A 24032-nucleotide genomic window follows, 5' to 3' on the forward strand; every position below is an offset into this window, starting at 1 on the left:
TTTAAGACCTGATTTCAACGAATTCGATAATCATTCACTTCGTATTGCGGGTTTATTGTGTCGGATAGCACTTCGTTTATCCGATCTACAGTCCCGTAAGCCCGGCAAACTCTGCGCCGCCGGGCAACACAACGGTTCTCAAACTCAACGCAATACCATCAGCAGCGCCAGCACGATAACCGCGCCGACGCTCATGGATGCCACATACCAGCGCAGATACCCGTTCTCGCTGAACAGCAGGCCTTTACCTGCAAAGCGGGAGAGGATCGCCGGAATGTTCATCATGGCGTTCAGCGGGTCGCGTTTCAGCAGCCACGCGATGCCAAGGAATGGTTTCACGAACACCATGTCGTATAACCAGTCGAAGCCCCAGGCGTTGTACCACCAGGTACCCAGCAGACGGCCCGGCGCGCTGTTGGCGATAGCCGTCACCAGCGTGCGTTTACCCAGCCACAGCCAGGCGGCAATCAGGATCCCGGCAATTGCGATAATCCCAGAGGTTATCTCCAGCGTCATCACGCGACCGTGCTCCAGTTCGGTGGTCTGCGGCAGGACACCCTGCAGCGGCGGAACAATCAGTGCGCCAACAAAGGTCGACAGAACCAACAGCACGATCAGCGGCAGATGGTGGGTAATCCCCTTCCCTGCATGGGCGTGAATTTGTTCTTTACCGTGGAAGACGATGAAGATCATCCGGAAGGTATACAGTGAGGTCATAAACGCGCCGACCAGGCCTGCAACCATCAGATTGATATGACCGTTGGCCATCGCACCGGCGAGGATCTCGTCCTTACTGAAGAAGCCTGCGGTGATCAGCGGCAGTGCGGACAGCGCCGCGCCCCCAGCCAGGAAGCAGACGTACACCAGCGGGATAGACTTACGCAGGCCGCCCATTTTAAAGATGTTCTGTTCGTGGTGGCAGGCCAGAATCACCGAGCCGGACGACAGGAACAGCAGCGCCTTAAAGAACGCGTGGGTCATCAGGTGGAAAATCGCCGCATCCCACGCCTGCACGCCAAGCGCGAGGAACATGTAGCCAATCTGGCTCATGGTGGAGTAAGCGAGTACGCGTTTGATATCGGTCTGCACCAGCGCGGCGAAGCCTGCCAGTACCAGCGTTACCGCCCCGACGATCCCGACCAGATGCAGAATTTCCGGGGTCATCAGGAACAGGCCGTGAGTACGGGCAATCAGATAGACACCGGCGGTAACCATGGTCGCGGCGTGGATCAGCGCGGAGACTGGCGTCGGGCCAGCCATCGCATCCGCAAGCCAGGTCTGTAACGGCAGCTGTGCGGATTTACCGACCGCACCACCCAGCAGCATCAGCGTCGCCCAGGTCAACATATTGTTGCCGGCTTCGAAGTGTGCTGGCGCCAGTTCGACCATTTCGCGGAAGTTCAGGGTACCCAGTTCGTTGTAGAGGATGAACAGCGCGAAGGCGAGGAACACGTCACCGACACGGGTCACCACGAACGCTTTCATCGCCGCGGCACCGTTCTTCGGATCGGTATAGTAGAAACCGATCAGCAGATAGGAGCACAGACCCACGCCTTCCCAACCGAGATACATCAGCAGCAGGTTATCGGCCAGCACCAGAACCACCATGCTGGCAATAAACAGGTTGGTGTAGGCGAAGAAGCGGGAGTATCCCTCTTCGCCGCGCATATACCAGGAGGCGAACATGTGGATCAGGAAGCCCACGCCGGTCACCACGGACAGCATGGTCAGCGACAGGCCGTCCAGCACCAGGTTGAAACCGATGTTGAAATCACCCACCGACATCCAGGTCCACAGCGGTACGCTGATCGCCTGTTTGCCGTTGGCAAAGAAGTCAACGCCGACAAACGCAGTGACCAGCGCCGCCAGCCCTACCGATCCCATTCCCACGGTGGCGGAGAGGTTTTCCGACCAGCGCCCACGGGAGAAGGAGAGCAGAACAAAGCCAATCAATGGCAGAAGTATGGTTAAGGCAAGCATGTTCATCCACGCAACTCACTTACTGAATCGATGTTCAGGTTCTGGCGGCGACGATGGAGCTGCAGCAACAGCGCCAGGCCGATACTCGCTTCCGCAGCCGCGAGGCTGATGGCGAGGATATACATTATCTGACCGTCAGTCTGGCCCCAGTAACTGCCTGCCACCACGAAAGCCAGCGCCGCAGCGTTGATCATGATCTCCAGGCTAATCAGCATAAACAGCAGATTGCGGCGGATGACCAGACCCGTCAGGCCGAGCACAAACAGGACAGCGGCGAGGATCAGCCCATGTGTTAAGGGAATCATGCGTGTTCCTCCGTTTTTCTTTTGTCGCTATCGTTCTGACGGTTGCTCAGCACTTCACCGACGCGCTCTTCGCGGCCGATGTGGAAGGCGACAACCAGACCGGCCAGCAGCAGCATGGAGGCCAGCTCCACCGCCAGGACGTATGGTCCAAACAGCGCAATACCCACTTCTTTCGCGCTGATCGCTGTGCCATCAATACCCTGATCGTTCAGGCCCAGGATGGCATAGACGATAACCGCCAGCAGCACCGCAGACAAAATTGCCGGCCCGATCCAAATCCCCGGCTGCAGCCATTTACGTTCCTGCTCGATTTCGCTGCCGCCCAGGTTGAGCATCATCACCACGAAGACGAACAGCACCATGATGGCCCCGGCGTAAACGATGATTTCCAGCGCACCGGCGAAGTACGCGCCCAGCGAGAAGAACACCCCGGCAATCGCCAACAGCGAAATAATCAGGTACAGCAAGGCGTGTACCGGATTGGTGTGGGTGATCACCCGCAGGGTTGCGAGGATGGCGATAAGGCCACAGATATAAAAAGCGAATTCCATTGCCCTCTCCTTACGGTAACAGGCTCTTGACGTCGATAGGCTTAGCTTCGTTCTCTGCTTCGCCCTTATCTTTGCCGTCGATTGCCATACCCGCCATCCGGTAGAAGTTATATTCCGGGTATTTACCCGGACCGGAAATCAGCAGATCCTCTTTTTCGTACACCAGATCCTGACGCTTGTATTCACCCAGTTCGAAGTCCGGGGTCAACTGAATCGCCGTGGTCGGGCACGCTTCTTCACACAGGCCGCAGAAAATGCAGCGTGAGAAGTTGATGCGGAAAAATTCCGGGTACCAGCGGCCGTCTTTGGTCTCTGCTTTCTGCAAAGAGATACAGCCTACCGGACACGCTACCGCACACAGGTTACAGGCAACGCAGCGCTCTTCGCCGTCCGGGTCGCGCGTCAGCACGATACGGCCACGGTAGCGCGGCGGCAGATATACCGGCTCTTCCGGATACATCTGTGTTTCACGTTTGGCGAAGGCGTGCATCCCGATCATGCAGATACTGCGGACCTGGGTGCCGAACCCCACCAATAATTCTTTTAAGGTCATGGTCAATTCACCCCTTATTGCGCCTGCCAGAGAATGACAGCCGCCGTTACCAACAAGTTGATCAGCGTTAACGGCAGGCATACCTTCCAGCCAAAGGACATTACCTGGTCATAACGCGGACGCGGTAATGATGCGCGGATCAAAATGAACATCATCATGAAGAACGCGGTTTTCAGCGCGAACCAGATGAACGGAGGTAACCATGGGCCATTCCAGCCGCCGAAGAACAGCGTCACAATCAGCGCTGACACGGTAACAATCCCGATATATTCACCCACGAAGAACAGACCGAACTTCATACCGGAATATTCAATGTGGTAACCATCGGCCAGTTCCTGCTCGGCTTCCGGTTGGTCAAACGGGTGACGGTGACAGACCGCAACGCCCGCGATGGCAAAGGTGACAAAACCAAAGAACTGCGGAATGACGTTCCACAGATGCGCCTGGTTGTTGACGATATCGCTCATGTTGAACGAGCCCGCCTGCGCCACCACGCCCATCAGCGACAGACCGAGGAACACTTCGTAGCTCAGGGTCTGCGCAGAAGCACGCATCGCCCCCAGCAGCGAGTATTTGTTGTTACTCGACCAGCCGGCGAACAGCACCGCGTAAACCGCAAGGCCTGCCATCATCAAGAAGAACAGGATGCCGATGTTCAGGTCGGCAACCACCCACGTCGGGCTGACCGGCACGATAGCAAAGGCCAGCAGTAATGACGTGAAGGCGATAACCGGTGCCAGAGTAAAGATGACGCGGTCCGTAAAGCGCGGAACCCAGTCTTCTTTAAAGAACATCTTGATCATGTCGGCGACCAGCTGCAGCGAGCCGCCCCAGCCGACACGGTTCGGTCCGTAACGGTTCTGGAACAGGCCCAGCAGACGACGTTCGCCAAAGCTCATGAACGCGCCGCAGGTCACCACCACCAGCAGAATGACGACTGCTTTCAGGATGCTTAACAGAATGTCGATGAGATCCGGTGTTAACCAACTCATGCTTTCGCCTCCTGCAGTGTGTCAATACGAACGCCGGTCAGTACCGGTGCAATGCCCGGCATGCCCATCGGCAAGCCAACCTGCCCTGCGGTCAGACCTGCCGAGACGATCAGCGGCAGGCTCAGCGCCTGGCCTTCAACGCTAAAGGAGAGCATCGCGCCATCGTTGACGCCAAGCTTCGCAGCATCTGCCGGGTTGAGCTTGATGTACGGCTGCGGCATGCGGCTCTGGAAGACCGGAGAACGCTGCGACAGCTCATCGCTGCCAAACAGATGGTAGTAAGGCGCAATACGCCATTTCCCTTCTTCCGCCTGGAAGCCGGCCGGCACTGCGGTGAAGTACTCAAGACCGCTGGCAGACGCTTCAATCAGACGCACGCCCGGATCGCCGTGACGCAGTTTCCCGCCCACTTCATCCTGGAACTTGTTCCACGCCTGCGGGGAGTTCCAGCCCGGCGCCCAGGCAAACGGAATTTGCGAACGCGGCGCAGACGGCTGGTTGTTCCCTTCCATCGAGAAGGCAAACATGGTGTCTTTATCTTGCGGCTGACGCGGCTCGTGCACGCTGATATTGGCGCGCATTGCCGTACGACCACTGTAACGATGCGGTTCACGGGCCAACTTCTGCCCACGAATGCGGAAGGTTGCATCCGGCGCAGCATCTTTAATCCCCGCCAGCTGCGGCAGTTTCGCCACGGCAGCATCAATGACATGGTCCAACTGGGTCCAGTCAACCTGACGGTTGTCGACGGTGCTGTGCAGAGAGTGCAGCCAGCGCCAGCTTTCCAGCATCACGGTATTGGCGTCGTAGTAAGCCGGGTCGTAAACCTGGAAGAAACGCTGGGCGCGGCCTTCGTTGTTCACCACCGTGCCGTCGCTTTCGGCAAAGCTCGCGGCGGACAGCACCAGGTGGGCTTTGTCCATAATCGCCGTACGCTGATGGTCGATAACCATCACCAGCGGCGCTTTCGCCAGGGCAGCATCTACGCGCGCAGCGGAAGCATGACGGTGCAGATCGTTTTCCAGCACCACCACGGCATCGGCCGCACCGGTTTCCAGCTCGCTCAGCGCCGCTTCCAGAGAACCGCCGCCAATCATGCCCAGACCGACGCTGTTGACCGCGCGGGCCACCATGGTGACACCGACGTCAATGCCGCGACCTTTCAGCGCTTTCGCTACGTTAGCAGCGGCCTGAATGATTTCGATGCTGCCGGCGTTGGTCCCGGAGACAATCAGCGGTTTCTTCGCCCCGGCCAGCGCCTGGACGATAACGTCGATTTTGCCTTTCAGGTCGCTGCTCAGTCCGTCCACTGCCGGCGCGGAATCATCCAGCGCATGGGCGATGGCAAAGCCCAGGCGCGCCTGGTCTTCTACCGGCGCACGGTAGGTCCACGCGGCGACATCATCGAGGCGCGTGTCATCGATATTGGTGACAAACAGCGGGTGTTTCGCACGTTGACCGATGTTAAGGATCGCCGCGATCTGCCAGTCAGCCACTTTCTGGGCCGCCGCCATTTCGCGTGCTTTGCCTTTCACCGCCTGACGCACGGCCAGCGCGATGCGGGCGCCAGTCTGGGTAATATCTTCGCCCAGCACCAGTACTGCATCGTAGGATTCGATTTCGCGCAGCGCCGGGGTATGGATACCGCCGTCACGCAGCACTTTCAGCATCATCTGCAGACGTTCCTGCTCTGCTTTGGCGATGCCGGTATAGAAGTTTGCTTCACCCACCAGCTCACGCAACGCGAAGTTGCTTTCGATGCTGGCGCGCGGAGAGCCGATACCGATAACCTTCTTCGACTGACGCAGAATATCTGCGGCACCCTGCATCGCCTGTTCGGCGTTGAGGGTAATCAGATCGTCGCCACGGCGCTGAACCGGCTGACGCGGACGGTCTTTCAGGTTCACATAGCCATAGCCGAAACGACCGCGGTCGCAGAGGAAGTAGCGGTTTACGGTACCGTTATAACGGTTTTCGATACGACGCAGTTCGCCATAACGCTCACCCGGGCTGATGTTGCAGCCGATGGAACACTGCTGGCAGATGCTTGGGGCAAACTGCATATCCCATTTACGGTTATAGCGCTCGGAGTGCGTTTTATCGGTGAATACGCCGGTCGGGCAGACTTCAACCAGGTTGCCGGAGAATTCACTTTCCAGCACGCCATCTTCCGGGCGACCAAAGTAGACGTTGTCATGCGCGCCATACACGCCCAGATCGGTGCCATCGGCATAATCTTTGTAATAACGCACACAGCGATAGCAGGCGATGCAGCGGTTCATTTCGTGAGAGATGAACGGCCCCAGATCCTGGTTACGGTGGGTACGCTTGGTGAAACGATAGCGGCGGAAGCTGTGACCGGTCATGACGGTCATATCCTGCAGGTGGCAGTTGCCGCCCTCTTCGCAGACCGGACAGTCGTGCGGGTGGTTGGTCATCAGCCACTCGACCACGCTCTCGCGGAACTGCTTCGCTTCGCCGTCGTCAATAGAAATAAAGGTCCCGTCGGATGCCGGCGTCATACAGGACATCACCAGGCGACCACGCGTGTCTTCCGCGTTTTGATATTGCTTCACCGCACACTGGCGGCAAGCACCGACGCTACCGAGCGCCGGGTGCCAGCAAAAGTAGGGAATATCAAGCCCAAGAGAGAGACAAGCCTCTAGCAGGTTGTCCGCTCCGTTGACCTCGTATTCTTTGCCATCTACATGAATCGTAGCCATTAGCATGCTTCCAAATTAAAAAATCGTTACCACTGCCTCATTCAGTTGCCGTCATAGCGCAGGCTGAATGAGTGTGTGGGAATCACCAGCGCGTCTTAAGCAGGTTCGGCTGAATCCCGTTGATAGCATGGGTATTGCTGAACTGCTGCTTAATGCCTGCTTCGAATTCGTCGCGGAAATATTTAATGGCGCTCTGCAGCGGTTCGACCGCACCTGGCGCATGCGCACAGAAGGTTTTACCCGGCCCCAGGAATCGACACAGTTGCTCAAGTGTCTCGATATCCCCCGGCTGGCCTTCTCCGCGTTCCAGCGCGCGCAGAATTTTCACGCTCCACGGCAGACCGTCACGGCATGGCGTACACCAGCCGCAGGACTCGCGGGCGAAAAACTCTTCCAGGTTACGTACCAGCGGCACCATGCCAATCTCGTGGTCGACGGCCATCGCTAGTGCGGTACCCAAACGGCTCCCCGCTTTACCAATACTTTCGAACTCCATCGGCAGATCAAGATGCGCTTCGGTCAGGAAGTCGGTTCCCGCCCCGCCCGGCTGCCAGGCCTTAAACTTCAGGCCATCACGCATGCCGCCAGCGTAATCTTCGAGGATTTCACGCGCGGTGGTACCAAACGGCAGCTCCCATACGCCCGGATTTTTCACCCGGCCAGAGAAGCCCATCAGTTTGGTGCCGGCATCTTTGCTGGTTGAAATGTTCTGGTACCACTCCACGCCGTTGGCCAGAATCGCCGGGACGTTGCACAGGGTTTCGACGTTGTTGACGCAGGTCGGTTTGCCCCACACGCCGGAGCTCGCCGGGAACGGCGGCTTGGAGCGCGGGTTGGCACGACGCCCTTCGAGGGAGTTAATCAGCGCGGTCTCTTCACCGCAGATGTAGCGCCCTGCCCCGGTGTGGACAAACAGCTCGAAATCAAAACCGGTACCGAGGATATTTTTGCCAAGCAGACCGGCTTCGGTCGCTTCGGCAATGGCCCGACGCAGGTGTTGAGCGGCTTCAATGTATTCGCCGCGCAGGAAGATGTAGCCGCGGTACGCTTTCAGCGCAAACGCGGAAATCAGCATGCCTTCCACCAGCAGGTGCGGCAGCTGCTCCATCAGCAGGCGGTCTTTATAGGTGCCCGGCTCCATTTCATCGGCGTTACACAGCAGGTAACGGATGTTCATGGATTCGTCTTTCGGCATCAGGCTCCACTTCAGACCGGTGGAAAAGCCTGCGCCGCCGCGTCCTTTCAGACCGGCGTCTTTTACCTGATTGACGATCTCATCCGGCGCCAGGCCCAGCAGCGCTTTACGGGCGCCGGCATAGCCATTTTTGCTCTGATATTCATCCAGCCACACCGGCTGTTTATCATCGCGCAGGCGCCAGGTCAGCGGATGCGTTTCGGCAGTACGGATCACGGTCTTCATTTATACTGCTCCAACAGGTCAGGAATCGCCTCCGGCGTCAGATAACTGTGAGTATCCTCGTCAATCATCATCGTCGGTCCCTTGTCGCAGTTGCCCAGGCAGCAGGTCGGCAGCAGAGTGAAGCGGCCATCAAAGGTGGTTTGACCCGGTTTGATGTCGAGCTTTTTCTCGATAGCGGACTGGATCCCCTGGAAGCCGGTGATATGGCACACCACGCTGTCGCAATAGCGGATCACGTGGCGACCAACCGGTTGGCGGAAGATCTGGCTGTAGAAGGTCGCGACACCTTCAACGTCACTTGCCGGGATGCCCAGAACGTCGGCGATCGCATAGATCGCGCCATCCGGCACCCAGCCACGCTGTTTCTGAACAATCTTCAGCGCTTCAATGGACGCCGCACGCGGGTCTTCGTAGTGGTGCTTCTCGTGCTCAATGGCCTCACGCTCTGCCGCACTCAGCTCAAAAGCCTCGGTTTGTGGTTGTTGATTCTCGTGCATAATTAGCGGTCCACGTCTGACATAACAAAATCGATACTACCCAGATAGACGATCAGGTCGGATACCAGGCTGCCGCGAATAGCCGCCGGGATCTGCTGCAGGTGCGCATAGCTCGGCGTACGGATACGGGTACGATAGCTCATGGTGCTGCCGTCGCTGGTCAGGTAGTAACTGTTAATACCCTTCGTCGCTTCAATCATCTGGAAGGATTCGTTGGCCGGCATGACCGGACCCCAGGAAACCTGCAGGAAGTGCGTGATCAGGGTTTCGATATGCTGCAGCGTGCGCTCTTTCGGCGGCGGCGTCGTCAGCGGATGATCGGCTTTGAACGGGCCTTCCGGCATGTTGTCGAGACACTGCTGAAGAATACGCAGGCTCTGGCGCAGCTCTTCAACTTTCAGCATCACGCGGGTATAGCAGTCGGAAATACCGCCACCGGTCGGGACTTCAAAGTCAAAGTTTTCATAGCCAGAATATGGACGCCATTTACGCACGTCGAAGCCAATCCCCGTCGCACGCAGACCCGCACCGGTGGTACCCCACTCCAGTGCTTCTTTGGCGTTATAGGCGGCAACCCCTTTCGAACGGCCGATCAAAATGCTGTTACGCAGCGCGGCTTTCTCGTAAGAGTCCAGACGTTTTGGCATCCACTCAAGGAATTCACGCAGCAGGCGATCCCAGCCACGCGGTAGATCGTGCGCCACACCGCCGATACGGAACCACGCCGGGTGCATACGGAAGCCGGTAATGGCTTCCACCAGGTCGTAGATCTTCTGACGGTCGGTAAAGGCGAAGAACACCGGCGTCATGGCACCGACGTCCTGAATAAAGGTCGAGATGTACAGCAGATGACTGTTGATACGGAACAGTTCGGAAAGCATAACGCGAATCACGTTGACGCGATCCGGCACGGTGATCCCGGCCAGCTTCTCTACCGCCAGTACGTAAGGCATCTCGTTGACACAGCCGCCGAGGTATTCGATACGGTCGGTATACGGAATATAGCTGTGCCAGGACTGACGTTCACCCATCTTTTCAGCACCACGGTGGTGGTAGCCGATATCCGGTACGCAGTCGACGATCTCTTCACCATCAAGCTGCAGAACGATACGGAACGCACCGTGCGCGGACGGGTGGTTCGGGCCGAGGTTAAGGAACATAAAGTCCTCGTTTTCGGTCCCGCGCTTCATGCCCCACTCTTCCGGTTTGAAGGTCAACGCTTCCATTTCCAGATCCTGTTTGGCCTTGGTCAGCTCAAACGGGTCGAATTCGGTGGCGCGCGCCGGGTAGTCTTTACGCAGCGGATGCCCTTCCCAGGTCGGCGGCATCATGATGCGCGTCAGGTGCGGGTGGCCTTCGATATCAATGCCAAACATTTCCCAGGTCTCACGCTCATACCAGTTGGCGTTCGGGAACAGTTTGGTAAAGGTCGGCACGCGCAGATCGTTTTCGGACAATGCTACCTTGAGCATGATGTCGCGATTACGTTCAATGGAGATCAGGTGATAGAAAACAGAAAAGTCCGCGGCGGGTAACCCGTCACGGTGGGTGCGCAGACGCTCGTCCATGCCATGTAAGTCAAACAGCATGACGTAAGGTTTCGGCAATTTCTTCAGGAAATCACCCACCTCCAGCAGCTGTTCACGCTTAACCCAGACCACCGGAACGCCGGTGCGGGTTGGCTGAACGGTAAAGGCATCCGGCCCAAAACGATTGCGCAGTTCGCCGATCACCGGGTCATCGAGGTGATCGCGGGTTTGCCAGGCGGGTGCGGCATCATGCGCATGTAAATCGGTCATATTGTTCACCATTGCAAAAGGTCCGTGGTGACTGCCGGGCGGGACTTCGCGCTGTTGTAGATAGATTTGCGAAGTGTTGTTCCACCGCCCGCAGGCGCAAGTTAAATCTCGTCCGGCGTCCGCAGATTGGTCACTGCAATGCGTTCACCACGTTTACGCTCGCGTTCCGACTGCATGTTGGCGCGATACACGCCCTGATCGCCAACCACCCACGAGAGCGGACGACGTTCTTTACCAATGGACTCCTGCAGCAGCATCAGCGCCTGCATATAAGCTTCCGGACGCGGCGGACAGCCCGGGATGTAAACATCAACCGGGATAAACTTGTCGACGCCCTGGACGACAGAATAAATATCGTACATCCCGCCGGAGTTAGCACATGCGCCCATGGAGATAACCCACTTCGGCTCCAGCATCTGATCGTAAAGACGTTGAATAACCGGCGCCATTTTGGTGAAGCAGGTACCGGCAACGACCATCAGGTCAGCCTGACGCGGGGAAGCACGCAGTACCTCGGCGCCAAAACGCGCAACGTCATGCACCGCAGTGAATGACGTCACCATTTCAACGTAGCAACATGACAGGCCAAAGTTGTAAGGCCAGATTGAGTTCTTGCGGCCCCAGTTCACCATGTCGTGTAGCGCGTGTTCGAGCTTGCCCATATACACGCTTTTGTTGACTTCTTGCTCCAGGGGGTCGGTAACGATCTCCTGTTTCTGCAGGGGGTAACGGTCGTTCTCACCGTTAGGATCTATGCGGGTGAGCGTATAATCCATCTTATTGCCTCGCTTTTACTGCATATGACGGTTAGTGGGACTGTCTGTTTCTGAATTAACCAGCGTGCGACGGGAACGCGCAGGCGTCCAGTCCAGTGCGCCGATACGAACGAGGTAAACCAGACCTGCCAGTAGCACTAAAATGAAAATTGCGGCTTCCACAAAGCCGACCCAACCGCTTTCACGGATGGATGTCGACCATGCGTAGAGATACAGGGCTTCCACGTCGAAGATAACGAAGAACATGGCAACCAGATAAAACTTCGCAGAAAGACGTAAGCGAGCCGAACCAACGGAGTCGATCCCCGATTCAAACGGCGTGTTCTTGCTCCGCGCGCGCGCGCGACCGCCGAGGTACCAGCCCCCGATCAGCATCAGGCAGCACAGGCCGATGGCAATGATGAGAAATATAGCGAATGCCCAATGATGAGCGATGACTTCAGTGGATGTTGACATACGCATTGCTTAACCAAAAAAGTGTAGCGCTTAACCCTCTGCTCTTACTGGCAGATGAACGCCACAGCGTTTCACGGGGAGGAATAAAAAAATAACCTTGCAAAAAAGCGTCCCTACTTAACGTAGAAGGCTGTATGCGGTGGCTTTTTACCCCTTTCTTTAACCTTTTGTCAACTTCAACAAAAGTTTTAACAACATTAATTTACATTAGCTTTTTTTCATTAACATTAAATGCCCTTTTATGCGAAATAACCTTGCATACAAACCGGATTTAGTGTTGTTGAATCGTGTCCGTTTCTGTTGTAAATCAAAATACCCATCTATTTTGACAGGATTCAGCCTCGATTCCTCCCCCTAAGGAGGGGTATTTTCTTGATCTGCGACACGGTTTTGTTAATTAAATCCATAAAACAGCAACAAACCTGCCGGTTTTTTAACATTAGCATGAAGTATTGAAAGTGTAGGGAAAAGTAGGGAAGTTAGTACGCCATTAAACGTAACATACTGATAAACATCACAATAAAGTAACAGATCACTGAAAACGACTGTAAAATAAGAAAAAAAAGAGCCACCGCGGTGAATTTAAACCTTAGTGGCGCTTTTTTCACACTTACATTTTGTTACCAGCTTTTTGTGATCGGTGTGACTTAATCCGTTCAGGAAACGAAGGTGCTGTCTCCCCCTTCAGGGGTAAACACCGCCTCAGATGACCAGGGATTATAATCCTGGCTCAGCGACTGGAAGATGGCCTGCGCCGATTCGCTCGCCTGCTGTGGATGACAGCTCAGCACATACTGCGTGTCTGGTAACCCCGGGAGTCCTTCGTTTTTACCCACCACACGTAGTTCAGGGCTCATCATTTCAACAGGCCGTGCCGTGACGCCCAGTCCGGCTTTCACCGCCGCTCTCACGCCCGTCAGCGTCGTGGCCGAGTGCGCCAGATGCCACGGCGTACCGGCGGCGTTCAGTGCAGCAATGATATCGGTACGGAACGGACCCGGCTCTTCGAGCAGGACCAGCGGGACCGAAGCCTCATGAGGCAGCACATAATCCGCCGCGCAGTACCATAGCGTAGGCGAAGTGCGCAGCATCAGCGTATCGACATTGTCACTCTGGTGGGTGGTCAACGCGAGATCAATCTCGCCGCTCGCCAGCATCCCGACCACGTCCGGGTGGTTCAACACTTTGATTTCCAGCGTCAGCTTGGGGTAAAACCCGCCGATCCGGCTTAATAAGAAAGGCAAAATCGTATCTGCCGTTTCATCAGAAGCCCCGATGGTTAAGACCCCCTGCAGACCGCTGAACATCAGCGACATACAGGCTTCATCGTTGAAGCGCAGAATTTTTCGTGCGTAACCCAGCAGCTGAATGCCCTGCTCGGTCAGCAATTTATTGCGCCCGTGGCGGGCAAAGAGCTCCTTGCCGACCAACTGTTCCAGACGTTGCATCTGTTGGCTGACGGCAGACTGGGTACGACATACTGCGGCAGCCGCAGCGGCAAAGGTACTGAGATCGGCAACGGCAACGAATGTTCTCAACAGATCAAGATCAAGATTCAGTATCGGACGATTTGCATTTATCATATTTTTCACTCACAGGCCGCGAATGCTAACCTGCCTCGTTGATGCTGTGCTCCAGGTTTCCGGCTATTCCTTGAGCCTTGTGCCAGCCATAAAATGATTGGCAACTGGAAGAACGTTATTGCATTTGAAAGTACTCGTTCGCGACAAGTGCGCGAAACCTCTGAGTAATAAATTATTCGTACCTCTACGCTTTATTGCCCTGAACAGATATCTGTGACGTTATTCAAAAAAAACATCATCAAGCGCAGTAATTTGCTCAGAGCACAAATCACCGCCTCTGGCAGCGAGCGCAAGGACAAACAAAAAGCCTGCAATAACAATATATTAATAACAACCCGAACGAACATCAGGTCCTTGTTCGATATTAACGGTCGTATCCTAACCGAAAACTGAATTATTGATAAGATCTAATCATTATTATTAAAGCCAATTTTAAATCTTTTTCAGCCCTTTAATTAAATTAACAAAAACAGAGACCTGACTTGCGTAAAAATAAAAGTTTTTAGTTTGTTAAATATTCTCATTAAATATTTTTAACATTAGCGCTACAGTCATCATACTTAGCGTCTGTCCCAGTTGGCATAGATGGTCCTTAAATAGTTATACGCGATTTTGCCCTCCCCGTTGCCCACCAGGCAAAAAATAACCACCATGGCGCTATACCACCGAATCAAACCATACAAACGTTCAAGACAACGGCAAACCAACACAACATTTGACCATGATTCTGCCATCTAAAGGCAGATTATATAAAAAACATCGCAACAAGACAGGTAAATTGATTACTCTAAAAAAATCATAAAGGCAAAATCTTCTCCTGCTAACCCTTCAAAACATCGGGGATGAAGAGTACATTGTTCCGTGCTGACTTCCACGGCAGGGAGTGGCGATAACAGCTAAAAGGTCAAAGGTTCATGTCCCCTATCGAAAAATCCAGCAAGTTAGATAACGTCTGTTACGACATCCGCGGCCCGGTTCTGAAAGAGGCAAAACGCCTTGAAGAAGAAGGCAATAAAGTCCTGAAACTGAACATCGGCAATCCGGCTCCATTCGGCTTTGACGCCCCTGACGAGATCCTTGTTGACGTTATTCGCAACCTCCCGACTGCCCAGGGCTACTGTGATTCAAAAGGCCTGTACTCTGCGCGCAAAGCCATCATGCAGCACTATCAAGCCCGCGGCATGCGCGATGTGACGGTCGAAGATATTTATATTGGCAACGGCGTCTCGGAGCTGATTGTCCAGGCCATGCAGGCGCTGCTGAACAGCGGCGATGAAATGCTGGTTCCGGCACCGGATTATCCACTGTGGACCGCCGCGGTTTCTCTCTCCAGCGGCAAAGCGGTGCACTATCTGTGCGATGAGTCCGCCGACTGGTTCCCGGATCTTGACGATATTCGCGCCAAAATCACCCCGCGTACGCGCGGCATCGTGATCATCAACCCGAATAACCCGACCGGCGCGGTCTACTCAAAAGAGCTGTTGATGGAGATCGTCGAGCTCGCCCGCGAACACAACCTGATCATTTTCGCGGATGAAATCTACGACAAAATTCTGTATGACGCAGCCCAGCACCATTCGATCGCCGCGCTGGCCCCTGACCTGCTGACCGTGACCTTTAATGGTCTGTCTAAAACCTACCGCGTGGCCGGTTTCCGCCAGGGCTGGATGGTGCTGAACGGGCCGAAAAAACACGCTAAAGGCTATATTGAAGGGCTGGAGATGCTGGCATCCATGCGTCTGTGCGCCAACGTGCCGGCGCAGCATGCCATTCAAACCGCCCTCGGCGGCTATCAAAGCATCAGCGAATTTATCGTGCCTGGCGGCCGTCTGTTTGAGCAGCGCAACCGTGCCTGGGAGTTGATCAACGAGATCCCCGGCGTCTCCTGCGTCAAACCGAAAGGCGCGCTGTACATGTTCCCGAAAATAGACGCCAAACGCTTTAATATCCACGATGACCAGAAAATGGTGCTCGACTTCCTGCTGCAGGAGAAAGTTCTGCTGGTTCAGGGCACCGCCTTTAACTGGCCGTGGCCGGATCACGTGCGTATTGTGACTCTCCCGCGCGAAGACGATCTGGAAATGGCGATTTCACGCTTTGGCCGCTTCCTCTCCGGCTATCGCCAGCTCTGATACCCTGTCCCCGCCGCCGGCATTTGCATCCGGCGGCAATCCCTGCGCACAATAGCACCCGATGTTGTCACTGATTAAGGGTTCCTATGAGTCAGAGTCATTTCTTTGCCCACCTCTCCCGCCTGAAGCTGATCAACCGCTGGCCACTGATGCGTAATGTACGCACCGAAAACGTCTCCGAGCACAGTCTGCAGGTGGCGATGGTGGCACACGCGCTGGCAGCAATTAAAAACCGTAAGTTTGGCGGTCAGGTCAACGCCGAGCGAATTGCGCTGTTAGCGATGTACCATGATGCATCGGAAGTGTTAACCGGCGATCTCCCGACCCCGGTGAAATATTTCAACTCGCAGATTGCACAAGAATATAAAGCCATAGAAAAGATCGCCCAGCAAAAGCTGATCGATATGGTTCCTGACGAACTGCGCGATATTTTTGAGCCGCTGATTGATGAACACCACTATAGCGAAGATGAGAAATCGATCGTCAAGCAGGCTGATGCACTCTGTGCTTACCTGAAATGTCTTGAGGAGCTTTCTGCCGGCAATAATGAATTTTTACTGGCGAAGGGCAGACTTGAAAAAACCCTCGAGTCACGCCGAAGCCAGGAGATGGACTACTTTATGCAGGTGTTTGTCCCAAGCTTCCAGCTGTCGCTGGATGAAATCAGCCAGGATTCACCGCTGTAAAGGATGCCCCGGCCGGCAGGTGGCTGACCGGGGAACACTATCGAGGGGATCAAAACGGGAACAGCACCGGGATCAGCAGCACGCACACCACCATCACCAACACCGTGAACGGCACGCCGATCTTCACGAAATCGCTGAATGAGTACTTACCAGGCCCAAGCACCAGCGTATTCACCGGTGACGAGACCGGCGTCATAAACGCCGCCGATGCCGCCATCGCTACCACCATGGCAAACGGATACGGCGACACTTCCATCGACCTCGCCGCTGCCAGCGCAATGGGCGCCATCAGTACCGCCGTGGCGGTGTTAGAGATAAACAAGCCAATCGCCGCGCACATCACAAACAGGCAGCCGAGCATCAGATAAGGCCCTTTGCTACCGGCGACATCCATCAGCCCTTTCACCACCAGATCCACGCCGCCGGTTTTTTGCAATGCCAGCGCAAACGGCATCATCCCGACAATCAGAATAATGCTGGGCCAGTGAATTGCTTTGTACGCGCTCTCGGCGTTAATGCAGCGGAATTTGCCCATCAATAAACAGGCAACGATCGCCGCGATCGGGTTGGGGATTTCGTCAGTCAGCATCAGCGCGACCATCAACACCAGGCAGAAAATCGCGTGCGGCGCCTGGCTATGCGCCGGTGATGCGTCGTTCACTTCAACCGGCATATTCAATACGACAAAGTCGCGACCGCGTTTCGCCAGCAGGCCAATCTGGCGCCAGTTTCCCACCACCAGCACAATGTCGCCCAACTGCAAAGGTTCATCAACCACCGCCCCATCGAGGGCTTTGCCATCGCGCTTCAGCCCGACAATATTGAGCCCAAAACGGGTGCGAAAGTTTATTTCACGGACCGTTTTGCCAATCAGCTCCGAGTCCGGGATCAGCGAGACTTCAGCCATGCCAACATCCAGCGCCTGGTCTGAGAAGTACTCACCGCGCAGTATCATCGGCTCGAGCATCTGCTCACCGCAGAACTGGCGCAAATCGACGTCCGACGCTGACATGTCGATCAGCAACACGTCGCGGGCGCGAAACTCAGAGACCCCGTTGACATTGACGATCACCCGGCGAAAACGCCGCCAGCGCTCCACGCCAATAACGTTGGCGCAGTACCGTTCGCGCAACTTAAGGTCATCCAGGCGTTGGCCAATCATCGGGGAACCCGGACGAATAGCCAGACGCCGGGCCCTGCCGGTCAAACGGTACTCTTTAATTAAGTCACGAAAAGTACTTCTCGGGCGCCCGTCGCGGTTCGGTTCCCCTTCTTCGCCTCGCAGCATAAAACGGACCGCCAGCATGTAAATGACGCCCAGCACCAGCACAACCAGGCCAATCGGTGTGACGCTAAAAAAGCTGAATCCCTGCAGCCCTTCACGTAACAATTCACTGTTGACCACCAGGTTCGGCGGGGTGGCTACCAGGGTCATCATCCCGCTGATAAGGCCAGCAAAACTCAACGGCATCATCAGGCGTGATGGCGACGTATTCATGCGCATGGAGACGCTCAGCACCACCGGAATAAAGATAGCCACCACGCCGGTAGAGCTCATAAACGCCCCCAAACCGGCAACGGTCAGCATTAAGAAGACCAGCATTTTGGTTTCACTGTTGCCAGCAACCTTCACCAGCCATGACCCCATTTTGGTTGCAACCCCGGTACGTACCAGGCCATCGCCGATAATAAATAACGCCGCGATGAGGATAACGTTAGGATCGCTGAAACCCGAAAAAGCCTCGCTGAGCGTGAGCGTATCGCTGAGGACAAACGCGATAATCACTAACAACGCGATAGCATCCATGCGCACTTTTCCGGTGGCAAAGAGCACGATTGCTACGGCAAGAAGCGATAACACCCAAATCAATTCACCGTTCACAACTTATCCTTGTCAGATGATGGAGGGGAAAGTCTGGCATAAAAAAGCCCCACCGGTGCGGGGCTACATCATGAGATTAACGTTTAAGACTGAGATTCACCTGACCGTCCTGCTGACGCTCAACCACCAGACTTTCAAGGGAGGTCAGGACAAAATCGGCTTCGTCCAGACGCGGCGAACCGGCCGGCACATTCACCGCGACAGTCCGACACCCGGCGGCCAACCCGGAGAGCAGGCCGGCAGGGGCGTCTTCCACCACCACACAATCCTGCGGTGCCAGGCCTAACAGTTCAGCCCCGAGTAAATAGGCATCGGGAGCCGGTTTACCGTGTTTTACTCGTTCCGCGGTGACGAAGATTTTGGCCTCCGGCAAGCCGCCCGCGCGATGGCGAGCATGGGCAACCGGCACCGAACCTGAGGTCACAATCGCCCACGGGATCCTCGCCTCATCGAGCGTCGTCAACAGTGCAACCGCCCCCGGCAGTGCCGTGACGCCATCGATATCCGACGCTTCCAGCGCTTCAAGCCACAGGAACTCCGCCTGTAACTCCTCATCGCTACGTCCGGGTAAGAAATGGCGTAAAGAGGTTATAGCCTGCTTGCCATGAATGAAGTTCAGGACCTCATCGTGCGGGATGTCAAAACGATCCGCCCATTTACACCACGAGCGTTCGACCACCGGTAACGAATTCACTAACGTCCCGTCAAGATCAAACAGGAAACCTTTACACTGCACGGAAACCTCCATCAGGCATTAATAATTTGATTAATCTCGTTGCTGCTTAAATGATACTGACGCGGGCAGGCGTGCCAGGTGTTGAGCATACGCTGGTACTTATCCCACATCGGCGTTTGCGAGTTGAACCCGTGGGTTCCGGCGTCGAAGTGGCTGTAGCGCCCTTCAACGTTAACGATAAAGCGGACATAGCCGAGGAAGCGCGCTTCGGTTGCCACGTCGAACCCCAGGAAAGTGACCCGGCGTTCATCAATTTCACTTGCGTCCTTCAGGTTCGCCCAGGAGACATGCAGCGCATGATACATCTCCATGATATCAATGATGGTACGGCAGGTTTCTTCCGTCAGTTGGCCAAACTCGCGGTCCAGTTCGCGCATTTGTAATCCGTATCCACGCTCAATGATAGTCTGTAGACGGCGGTAACGTTCGGCGTTGTCCGGGTCGAGCATCGTCATCATCTTGTACTGATTAGATAAAATCAGACGCTGCGCATTGGTCATTTCCATGTTTTGACTCCTGTGGCACTTTACGGCGTGAAAAAAAGAAGGCGCATTAATCATGCGCCTTCTTTTATATGCGTTTTCATGATGGAATTACAAATCATCAAGGAAAGTTTTATCTAATTGTTTGAATGCGCGCTTAAGCGTGTCAGCTAAAGCCTGATAATCGGGCTTGCCGTCGACCGGCGCCAGCGCCTGCCCCGCCTCCTGCAATTTACCGCGCACTTCATAAAACCAGTTCAGCACCGTCGGCGGAAGCGGCGTGACCGAGCGTTTACCCAGCCACCATAATCCCTGCATCGGTAGGCTCAGGGCGAACAGCGCCGTGGCGACGGCCGGCCCCAGCTGACCACCGAGCGCAATTTGCCAGCACAGCGTGAAGACAGCAACCGGCGGCATAATACGAATCGCGTAGCGGGTAGCGCGAATAATACGGTTTTCAATAAACACCGGGGCGAGGCGTTTATCCAGGGGCCAGGTCTTTGCATAGTGCTGCCCATGGCGGAACAAGCCAAAAAAACTCACAGGGCGATTCTCGGGACTGGACATGGCTTACCTCAACTTTACATATAAAACTTAAAAAAATTACGTAAAACACCAACTGTGTATGACAACGTTCAAAAGATTTTGGCAAAGGGTGCGGCAATCAGGTATTCTGTGCGCACCTGAGGGGCGGTTAGACCCTTTTACCAGGTTAGTCAAATTATCGCATATTCTGCCATTGGCTGAAAATTATGCAAAATGACATAAAATCAAATGTACTGCTCCCATCTTGCCGAAAACAGAATAAGGCATGATGTTAATCATAAATGTCGTTGTCATCCTGCGCTACGCTTTGTGACACACTGACGTTTTTTTAGCCACGTATCATAAAAGGTACTTCCATGTCGAGTAAGTTAGTACTGGTTCTGAACTGCGGTAGCTCCTCACTGAAATTCGCTATCATTGATGCCTTAAACGGTGACGAATATCTTTCCGGTTTAGCTGAATGTTTCCACCTTCCAGAAGCCCGTATCAAATGGAAAATGGATGGCAGCAAACAAGAAGCTGAATTAGGCGCTGGCGCCGCTCACAGTGAAGCGCTGAACTTCATCGTTAACACTATTCTGGCACAAAAACCAGAACTGTCTGCTCAGCTGACTGCGATCGGTCACCGTATCGTCCACGGCGGTGAAAAATACACCAGCTCCGTTGTCATCGATGAAACCGTTATTCAGGGCATCAAAGACGCTGCCTCTTTCGCACCGCTGCACAACCCGGCGCACCTGATCGGTATCGCGGAAGCACTGAAATCCTTCCCGAATCTGAAAGACAAGAACGTTGCCGTGTTCGACACCGCGTTCCATCAGACCATGCCGGAAGAATCTTACCTCTATGCCCTGCCGTACAGCCTGTATAAAGAGCACGGTGTACGTCGTTACGGCGCACACGGCACCAGCCACTTCTACGTGACTCAGGAAGCAGCAAAAGTCCTGAACAAGCCGGTTGAAGAACTGAACATCATCACCTGCCATCTGGGCAACGGTGGTTCTGTTTCTGCAATCCGTAACGGTAAATGCGTAGATACTTCTATGGGTCTGACCCCGCTGGAAGGTCTGGTCATGGGTACCCGCTCTGGCGATATCGACCCGGCTATCATTTTCCATCTGCACGACACCCTGGGCATGAGCGTAGACGCGATCAACAAAATGCTGACCAAAGAGTCTGGCCTGCTGGGCCTGACCGAAGTCACCAGCGACTGCCGTTATGTTGAAGATAACTACCAGGAAAAAGCCGATGCTAAACGTGCCATGGACGTTTACTGCCATCGTCTGGCCAAATACATCGGTTCCTACACGGCACTGATGGACGGTCGTCTGGACGCTGTTGTCTTCACCGGTGGTATCGGTGAAAACGCCGCGATGGTTCGCGAACTGTCTCTGGGCAAACTGGGCGTACTGGGCTTCGAAGTTGATCATGAACGCAACCTGGCCGCTCGTTTCGGCAAGTCTGGCTTCATCAACAAAGAAGGCACCCGCCCGGCTGTCGTCATTCCGACCAACGAAGAGCTGGTCATCGCGCAAGACGCCAACCGTCTGACCGCCTGATTCCACACCGCCAGCTATAGCCCTAAATAATTCGAGTTGCTGGAAGGCGACGGCGCAGAGAACCCCCAGGAGCGTACGAGTAGTACGTGACTGGGGTGAACGAGCAAAGTCAACGCACATGCAGCTTGAAGTATGACGGGAAGCTGGTGGTGTCGTTTTCTAATCCGCCTGATTCTGGCGGTAACGAAAGAGGATATATCGTGTCCCGTATCATCATGCTGATCCCTACCGGAACCAGCGTTGGCCTGACCAGCGTCAGCCTCGGTGTTATCCGTGCAATGGAACGCAAAGGCGTTCGCCTGAGCGTCTTCAAACCTATCGCCCAGCCACGCGCTGGCGGCGATGCACCAGACCAGACCACCACCATCGTGCGTGCCAACTCCAGCCTTCCGGCTGCTGAGCCGCTGAAGATGAGCCACGTCGAATCTCTGCTTTCCAGCAACCAGAAAGACGTGCTGATGGAAGAGATTATCGCTAACTACCACGCTGCCACTCAGGATGCTGAAGTGGTGCTGGTTGAAGGCCTGGTCCCGACCCGCAAACACCAGTTTGCCCAGTCTCTGAACTTCGAAATCGCGAAAACGCTGAACGCGGAAATCGTCTTCGTGATGTCTCAGGGTACGGACACTCAGGAACAGCTGAACGAGCGTATCGAACTGACGCGCAACAGCTTTGGCGGCGCGAAAAACACCAACATTACTGGTGTTATCGTCAACAAGCTGAATGCGCCGGTTGACGAACAGGGCCGTACTCGTCCTGACCTGTCAGAAATCTTCGACGACTCTTCCAAAGCGAAAGTTGTGAAGATCGATCCGGCACAGCTGCAGACTGGCAGCGCTCTGCCGATCCTCGGCGCGGTGCCGTGGAGCTTCGATCTGATCGCAACCCGTGCGATCGATATGGCTCACCACCTGAATGCCACCATCATTAACGAAGGTGACATCAACACCCGTCGCGTGAAATCCGTGACGTTCTGCGCACGCAGCATCCCGCATATGCTGGAGCACTTCCGTGCCGGCTCTCTGCTGGTGACTTCTGCTGACCGTCCTGACGTGCTGGTTGCCGCTTGCCTGGCTGCCATGAACGGCGTTGAAATCGGCGCACTGCTGCTGACCGGCGCTTACGAAATGGACGCTCGCGTGAGCAAACTGTGTGAACGTGCTTTCGCCACCGGCCTGCCGGTATTCATGGTGAACACCAACACCTGGCAGACCTCCCTGAGCCTGCAGAGCTTCAACCTTGAAGTACCGGTTGACGATCATGAGCGCATCGAGAAAGTTCAGGAATACGTTGCCAGCTACATCAACGCCGACTGGATCGAATCTCTGACCGCTACCTCTGAGCGCAGCCGTCGTCTGTCTCCGCCAGCCTTCCGTTACCAGCTTACCGAGCTGGCGCGTAAAGCAGGCAAACGCGTTGTTCTGCCGGAAGGTGATGAACCGCGTACCGTTAAAGCCGCTGCCATCTGTGCAGAGCGCGGCATCGCGACCTGTGTCCTGCTGGGTAACCCGGACGAGATCAACCGCGTTGCGGTTGCGCAGGGCGTTGAGCTGGGCGCGGGTATCGAAATCGTCGATCCGGAAGTGGTGCGCGAAAGCTACGTCGCTCGCCTGGTCGAACTGCGTAAGAGCAAAGGCATGACCGAAGCAGTTGCTCGTGAGCAACTGGAAGACAACGTGGTTCTCGGCACCCTGATGCTGGAACAAGACGAAGTCGACGGCCTGGTTTCTGGCGCGGTTCACACCACCGCCAACACCATCCGTCCGCCGCTGCAGTTGATCAAAACTGCACCAGGCAGCTCGCTGGTCTCCTCCGTGTTCTTCATGCTGCTGCCTGAGCAAGTTTACGTGTATGGCGACTGCGCCATCAACCCGGATCCTACCGCTGAGCAGCTGGCTGAAATCGCTATCCAGTCCGCAGATTCTGCGATTGCATTCGGTATTGAGCCACGCGTGGCGATGCTCTCCTACTCCACCGGTAATTCTGGTGCCGGTAGCGATGTAGAAAAAGTCCGTGAAGCAACGCGTCTGGCGCAGGAAAAACGTCCTGACCTGATGATCGACGGCCCGCTGCAGTACGATGCGGCTGTCATGGCTGACGTGGCGAAATCCAAAGCACCGAACTCTCCGGTTGCGGGTCGTGCGACCGTGTTCATCTTCCCGGATCTGAACACCGGTAACACCACTTACAAAGCCGTACAGCGTTCTGCTGACCTGATCTCCATCGGGCCAATGCTGCAGGGTATGCGTAAGCCGGTGAACGATCTGTCCCGTGGCGCGCTGGTTGACGATATCGTCTACACCATCGCACTGACCGCGATTCAGTCGTCTCAGCAGCAAGCGTAATCTGCCTCCGGCATGAAAAAAGGCGACCT

20 protein-coding genes are annotated in these 24032 nt (G+C 55.2%); 4 read left to right on the forward strand and 16 right to left on the reverse strand.

All coding sequences use genetic code 11. The annotated features are described in order from the left end of the window. Positions 1–144: 144 nt before the first annotated feature. The 12 genes from nuoL to ACMYSO_RS07055 all read right to left on the reverse strand — a co-directional run bounded on the left by nuoL (position 145) and on the right by ACMYSO_RS07055 (position 13635). Positions 145–1986 (reverse strand): NADH-quinone oxidoreductase subunit L, encoded by a 1842-nt coding sequence (gene nuoL / locus ACMYSO_RS07000; protein WP_434669932.1) that lies wholly within the window; start codon positions 1984–1986, stop codon positions 145–147. Beyond that, the gene (nuoK, locus tag ACMYSO_RS07005; RefSeq protein WP_100682775.1) at positions 1983–2285 is read right to left on the reverse strand and encodes an NADH-quinone oxidoreductase subunit NuoK; all 303 of its coding nucleotides are present in this window, start codon (positions 2283–2285) and stop codon (positions 1983–1985) included. Before nuoK ends, nuoL begins: the two co-directional genes overlap by 4 nt. Then, positions 2282–2836: an NADH-quinone oxidoreductase subunit J gene (nuoJ, locus tag ACMYSO_RS07010; protein ID WP_123755228.1), complete on the reverse strand. Its 555-nt coding sequence runs from the start codon at positions 2834–2836 to the stop codon at positions 2282–2284. Before nuoJ ends, nuoK begins: the two co-directional genes overlap by 4 nt. Positions 2837–2846: 10 nt before the next feature. Next, positions 2847–3389, reverse strand: a complete 543-nt coding sequence (gene nuoI, locus ACMYSO_RS07015) for an NADH-quinone oxidoreductase subunit NuoI (RefSeq protein ID WP_015365590.1) — start codon at positions 3387–3389, stop codon at positions 2847–2849. A gap of 14 nt (positions 3390–3403) precedes the next feature. Then, positions 3404–4381: an NADH-quinone oxidoreductase subunit NuoH gene (gene nuoH, locus ACMYSO_RS07020; RefSeq protein WP_004865093.1), complete on the reverse strand. Its 978-nt coding sequence runs from the start codon at positions 4379–4381 to the stop codon at positions 3404–3406. Continuing rightward, on the reverse strand, positions 4378–7104 hold the full coding sequence (gene nuoG, locus ACMYSO_RS07025; protein WP_434669934.1) for an NADH-quinone oxidoreductase subunit NuoG: 2727 nt from the start codon (positions 7102–7104) through the stop codon (positions 4378–4380). The genes nuoH and nuoG overlap by 4 nt, the downstream gene beginning before the upstream one ends. Before the next feature lie 82 nt (positions 7105–7186). Then, entirely contained in the window at positions 7187–8524 is a 1338-nt protein-coding gene (gene nuoF / locus ACMYSO_RS07030; protein ID WP_123755230.1) for an NADH-quinone oxidoreductase subunit NuoF, read from the reverse strand. Beyond that, a complete protein-coding gene (gene nuoE / locus ACMYSO_RS07035) occupies positions 8521–9021 on the reverse strand; it encodes an NADH-quinone oxidoreductase subunit NuoE (protein WP_004865099.1) in 501 nt (166 codons plus the stop codon). Before nuoE ends, nuoF begins: the two co-directional genes overlap by 4 nt. 2 nt (positions 9022–9023) lie before the next feature. After that, entirely contained in the window at positions 9024–10832 is a 1809-nt protein-coding gene (gene nuoC / locus ACMYSO_RS07040; RefSeq protein WP_434583760.1) for an NADH-quinone oxidoreductase subunit C/D, read from the reverse strand. A gap of 89 nt (positions 10833–10921) precedes the next feature. After that, positions 10922–11596 carry an NADH-quinone oxidoreductase subunit NuoB gene (gene nuoB / locus ACMYSO_RS07045; protein WP_002913178.1) on the reverse strand — a complete coding sequence of 225 codons (675 nt, stop codon included), beginning with the start codon at positions 11594–11596 and terminating at the stop codon, positions 10922–10924. A gap of 15 nt (positions 11597–11611) precedes the next feature. Then, positions 11612–12058: an NADH-quinone oxidoreductase subunit NuoA gene (gene nuoA, locus ACMYSO_RS07050; protein WP_123755232.1), complete on the reverse strand. Its 447-nt coding sequence runs from the start codon at positions 12056–12058 to the stop codon at positions 11612–11614. Between the two features lie 650 nt (positions 12059–12708). Beyond that, the gene (locus ACMYSO_RS07055; protein WP_123755233.1) at positions 12709–13635 is read right to left on the reverse strand and encodes a LysR family transcriptional regulator; all 927 of its coding nucleotides are present in this window, start codon (positions 13633–13635) and stop codon (positions 12709–12711) included. A 914-nt stretch (positions 13636–14549) separates the two neighbouring features. On the opposite strand from ACMYSO_RS07055, the gene alaA reads away from it, so the two are divergent. Together alaA and yfbR are read left to right on the forward strand one after the other, a co-directional pair. After that, on the forward strand, positions 14550–15767 hold the full coding sequence (gene alaA, locus ACMYSO_RS07060; protein ID WP_434669935.1) for an alanine transaminase AlaA: 1218 nt from the start codon (positions 14550–14552) through the stop codon (positions 15765–15767). Between the two features lie 86 nt (positions 15768–15853). Beyond that, positions 15854–16453, forward strand: coding sequence for a 5'-deoxynucleotidase (gene yfbR / locus ACMYSO_RS07065; RefSeq protein ID WP_123755235.1), 600 nt, complete (start codon positions 15854–15856; stop codon positions 16451–16453). Positions 16454–16502: 49 nt separating this feature from the next. On the opposite strand, the gene ACMYSO_RS07070 is transcribed toward yfbR, so the two are convergent. The 4 genes from ACMYSO_RS07070 to yfbV form a co-directional block, all read right to left on the reverse strand. After that, a complete protein-coding gene (locus tag ACMYSO_RS07070; protein WP_434669937.1) occupies positions 16503–18335 on the reverse strand; it encodes an SLC13 family permease in 1833 nt (610 codons plus the stop codon). Between the two features lie 76 nt (positions 18336–18411). Further along, positions 18412–19071 (reverse strand): sugar phosphatase, encoded by a 660-nt coding sequence (locus ACMYSO_RS07075; RefSeq protein ID WP_434669938.1) that lies wholly within the window; start codon positions 19069–19071, stop codon positions 18412–18414. Between the two features lie 11 nt (positions 19072–19082). Further along, positions 19083–19577, reverse strand: coding sequence for a YfbU family protein (locus ACMYSO_RS07080; protein WP_434583751.1), 495 nt, complete (start codon positions 19575–19577; stop codon positions 19083–19085). Positions 19578–19664: 87 nt separating this feature from the next. Further along, a complete protein-coding gene (gene yfbV, locus ACMYSO_RS07085) occupies positions 19665–20120 on the reverse strand; it encodes a terminus macrodomain insulation protein YfbV (RefSeq protein WP_123755238.1) in 456 nt (151 codons plus the stop codon). Between the two features lie 335 nt (positions 20121–20455). On the opposite strand from yfbV, the gene ackA reads away from it, so the two are divergent. Then, positions 20456–21658 (forward strand): acetate kinase, encoded by a 1203-nt coding sequence (gene ackA / locus ACMYSO_RS07090; protein WP_123755239.1) that lies wholly within the window; start codon positions 20456–20458, stop codon positions 21656–21658. 200 nt (positions 21659–21858) lie between these two features. Continuing rightward, on the forward strand, positions 21859–24003 hold the full coding sequence (gene pta, locus ACMYSO_RS07095; RefSeq protein ID WP_434583749.1) for a phosphate acetyltransferase: 2145 nt from the start codon (positions 21859–21861) through the stop codon (positions 24001–24003). Positions 24004–24032 lie beyond the last annotated feature (29 nt).

It is taken from the genome of Klebsiella sp. B345 (assembly GCF_051131735.1).
Classification (GTDB): domain Bacteria; phylum Pseudomonadota; class Gammaproteobacteria; order Enterobacterales; family Enterobacteriaceae; genus Klebsiella.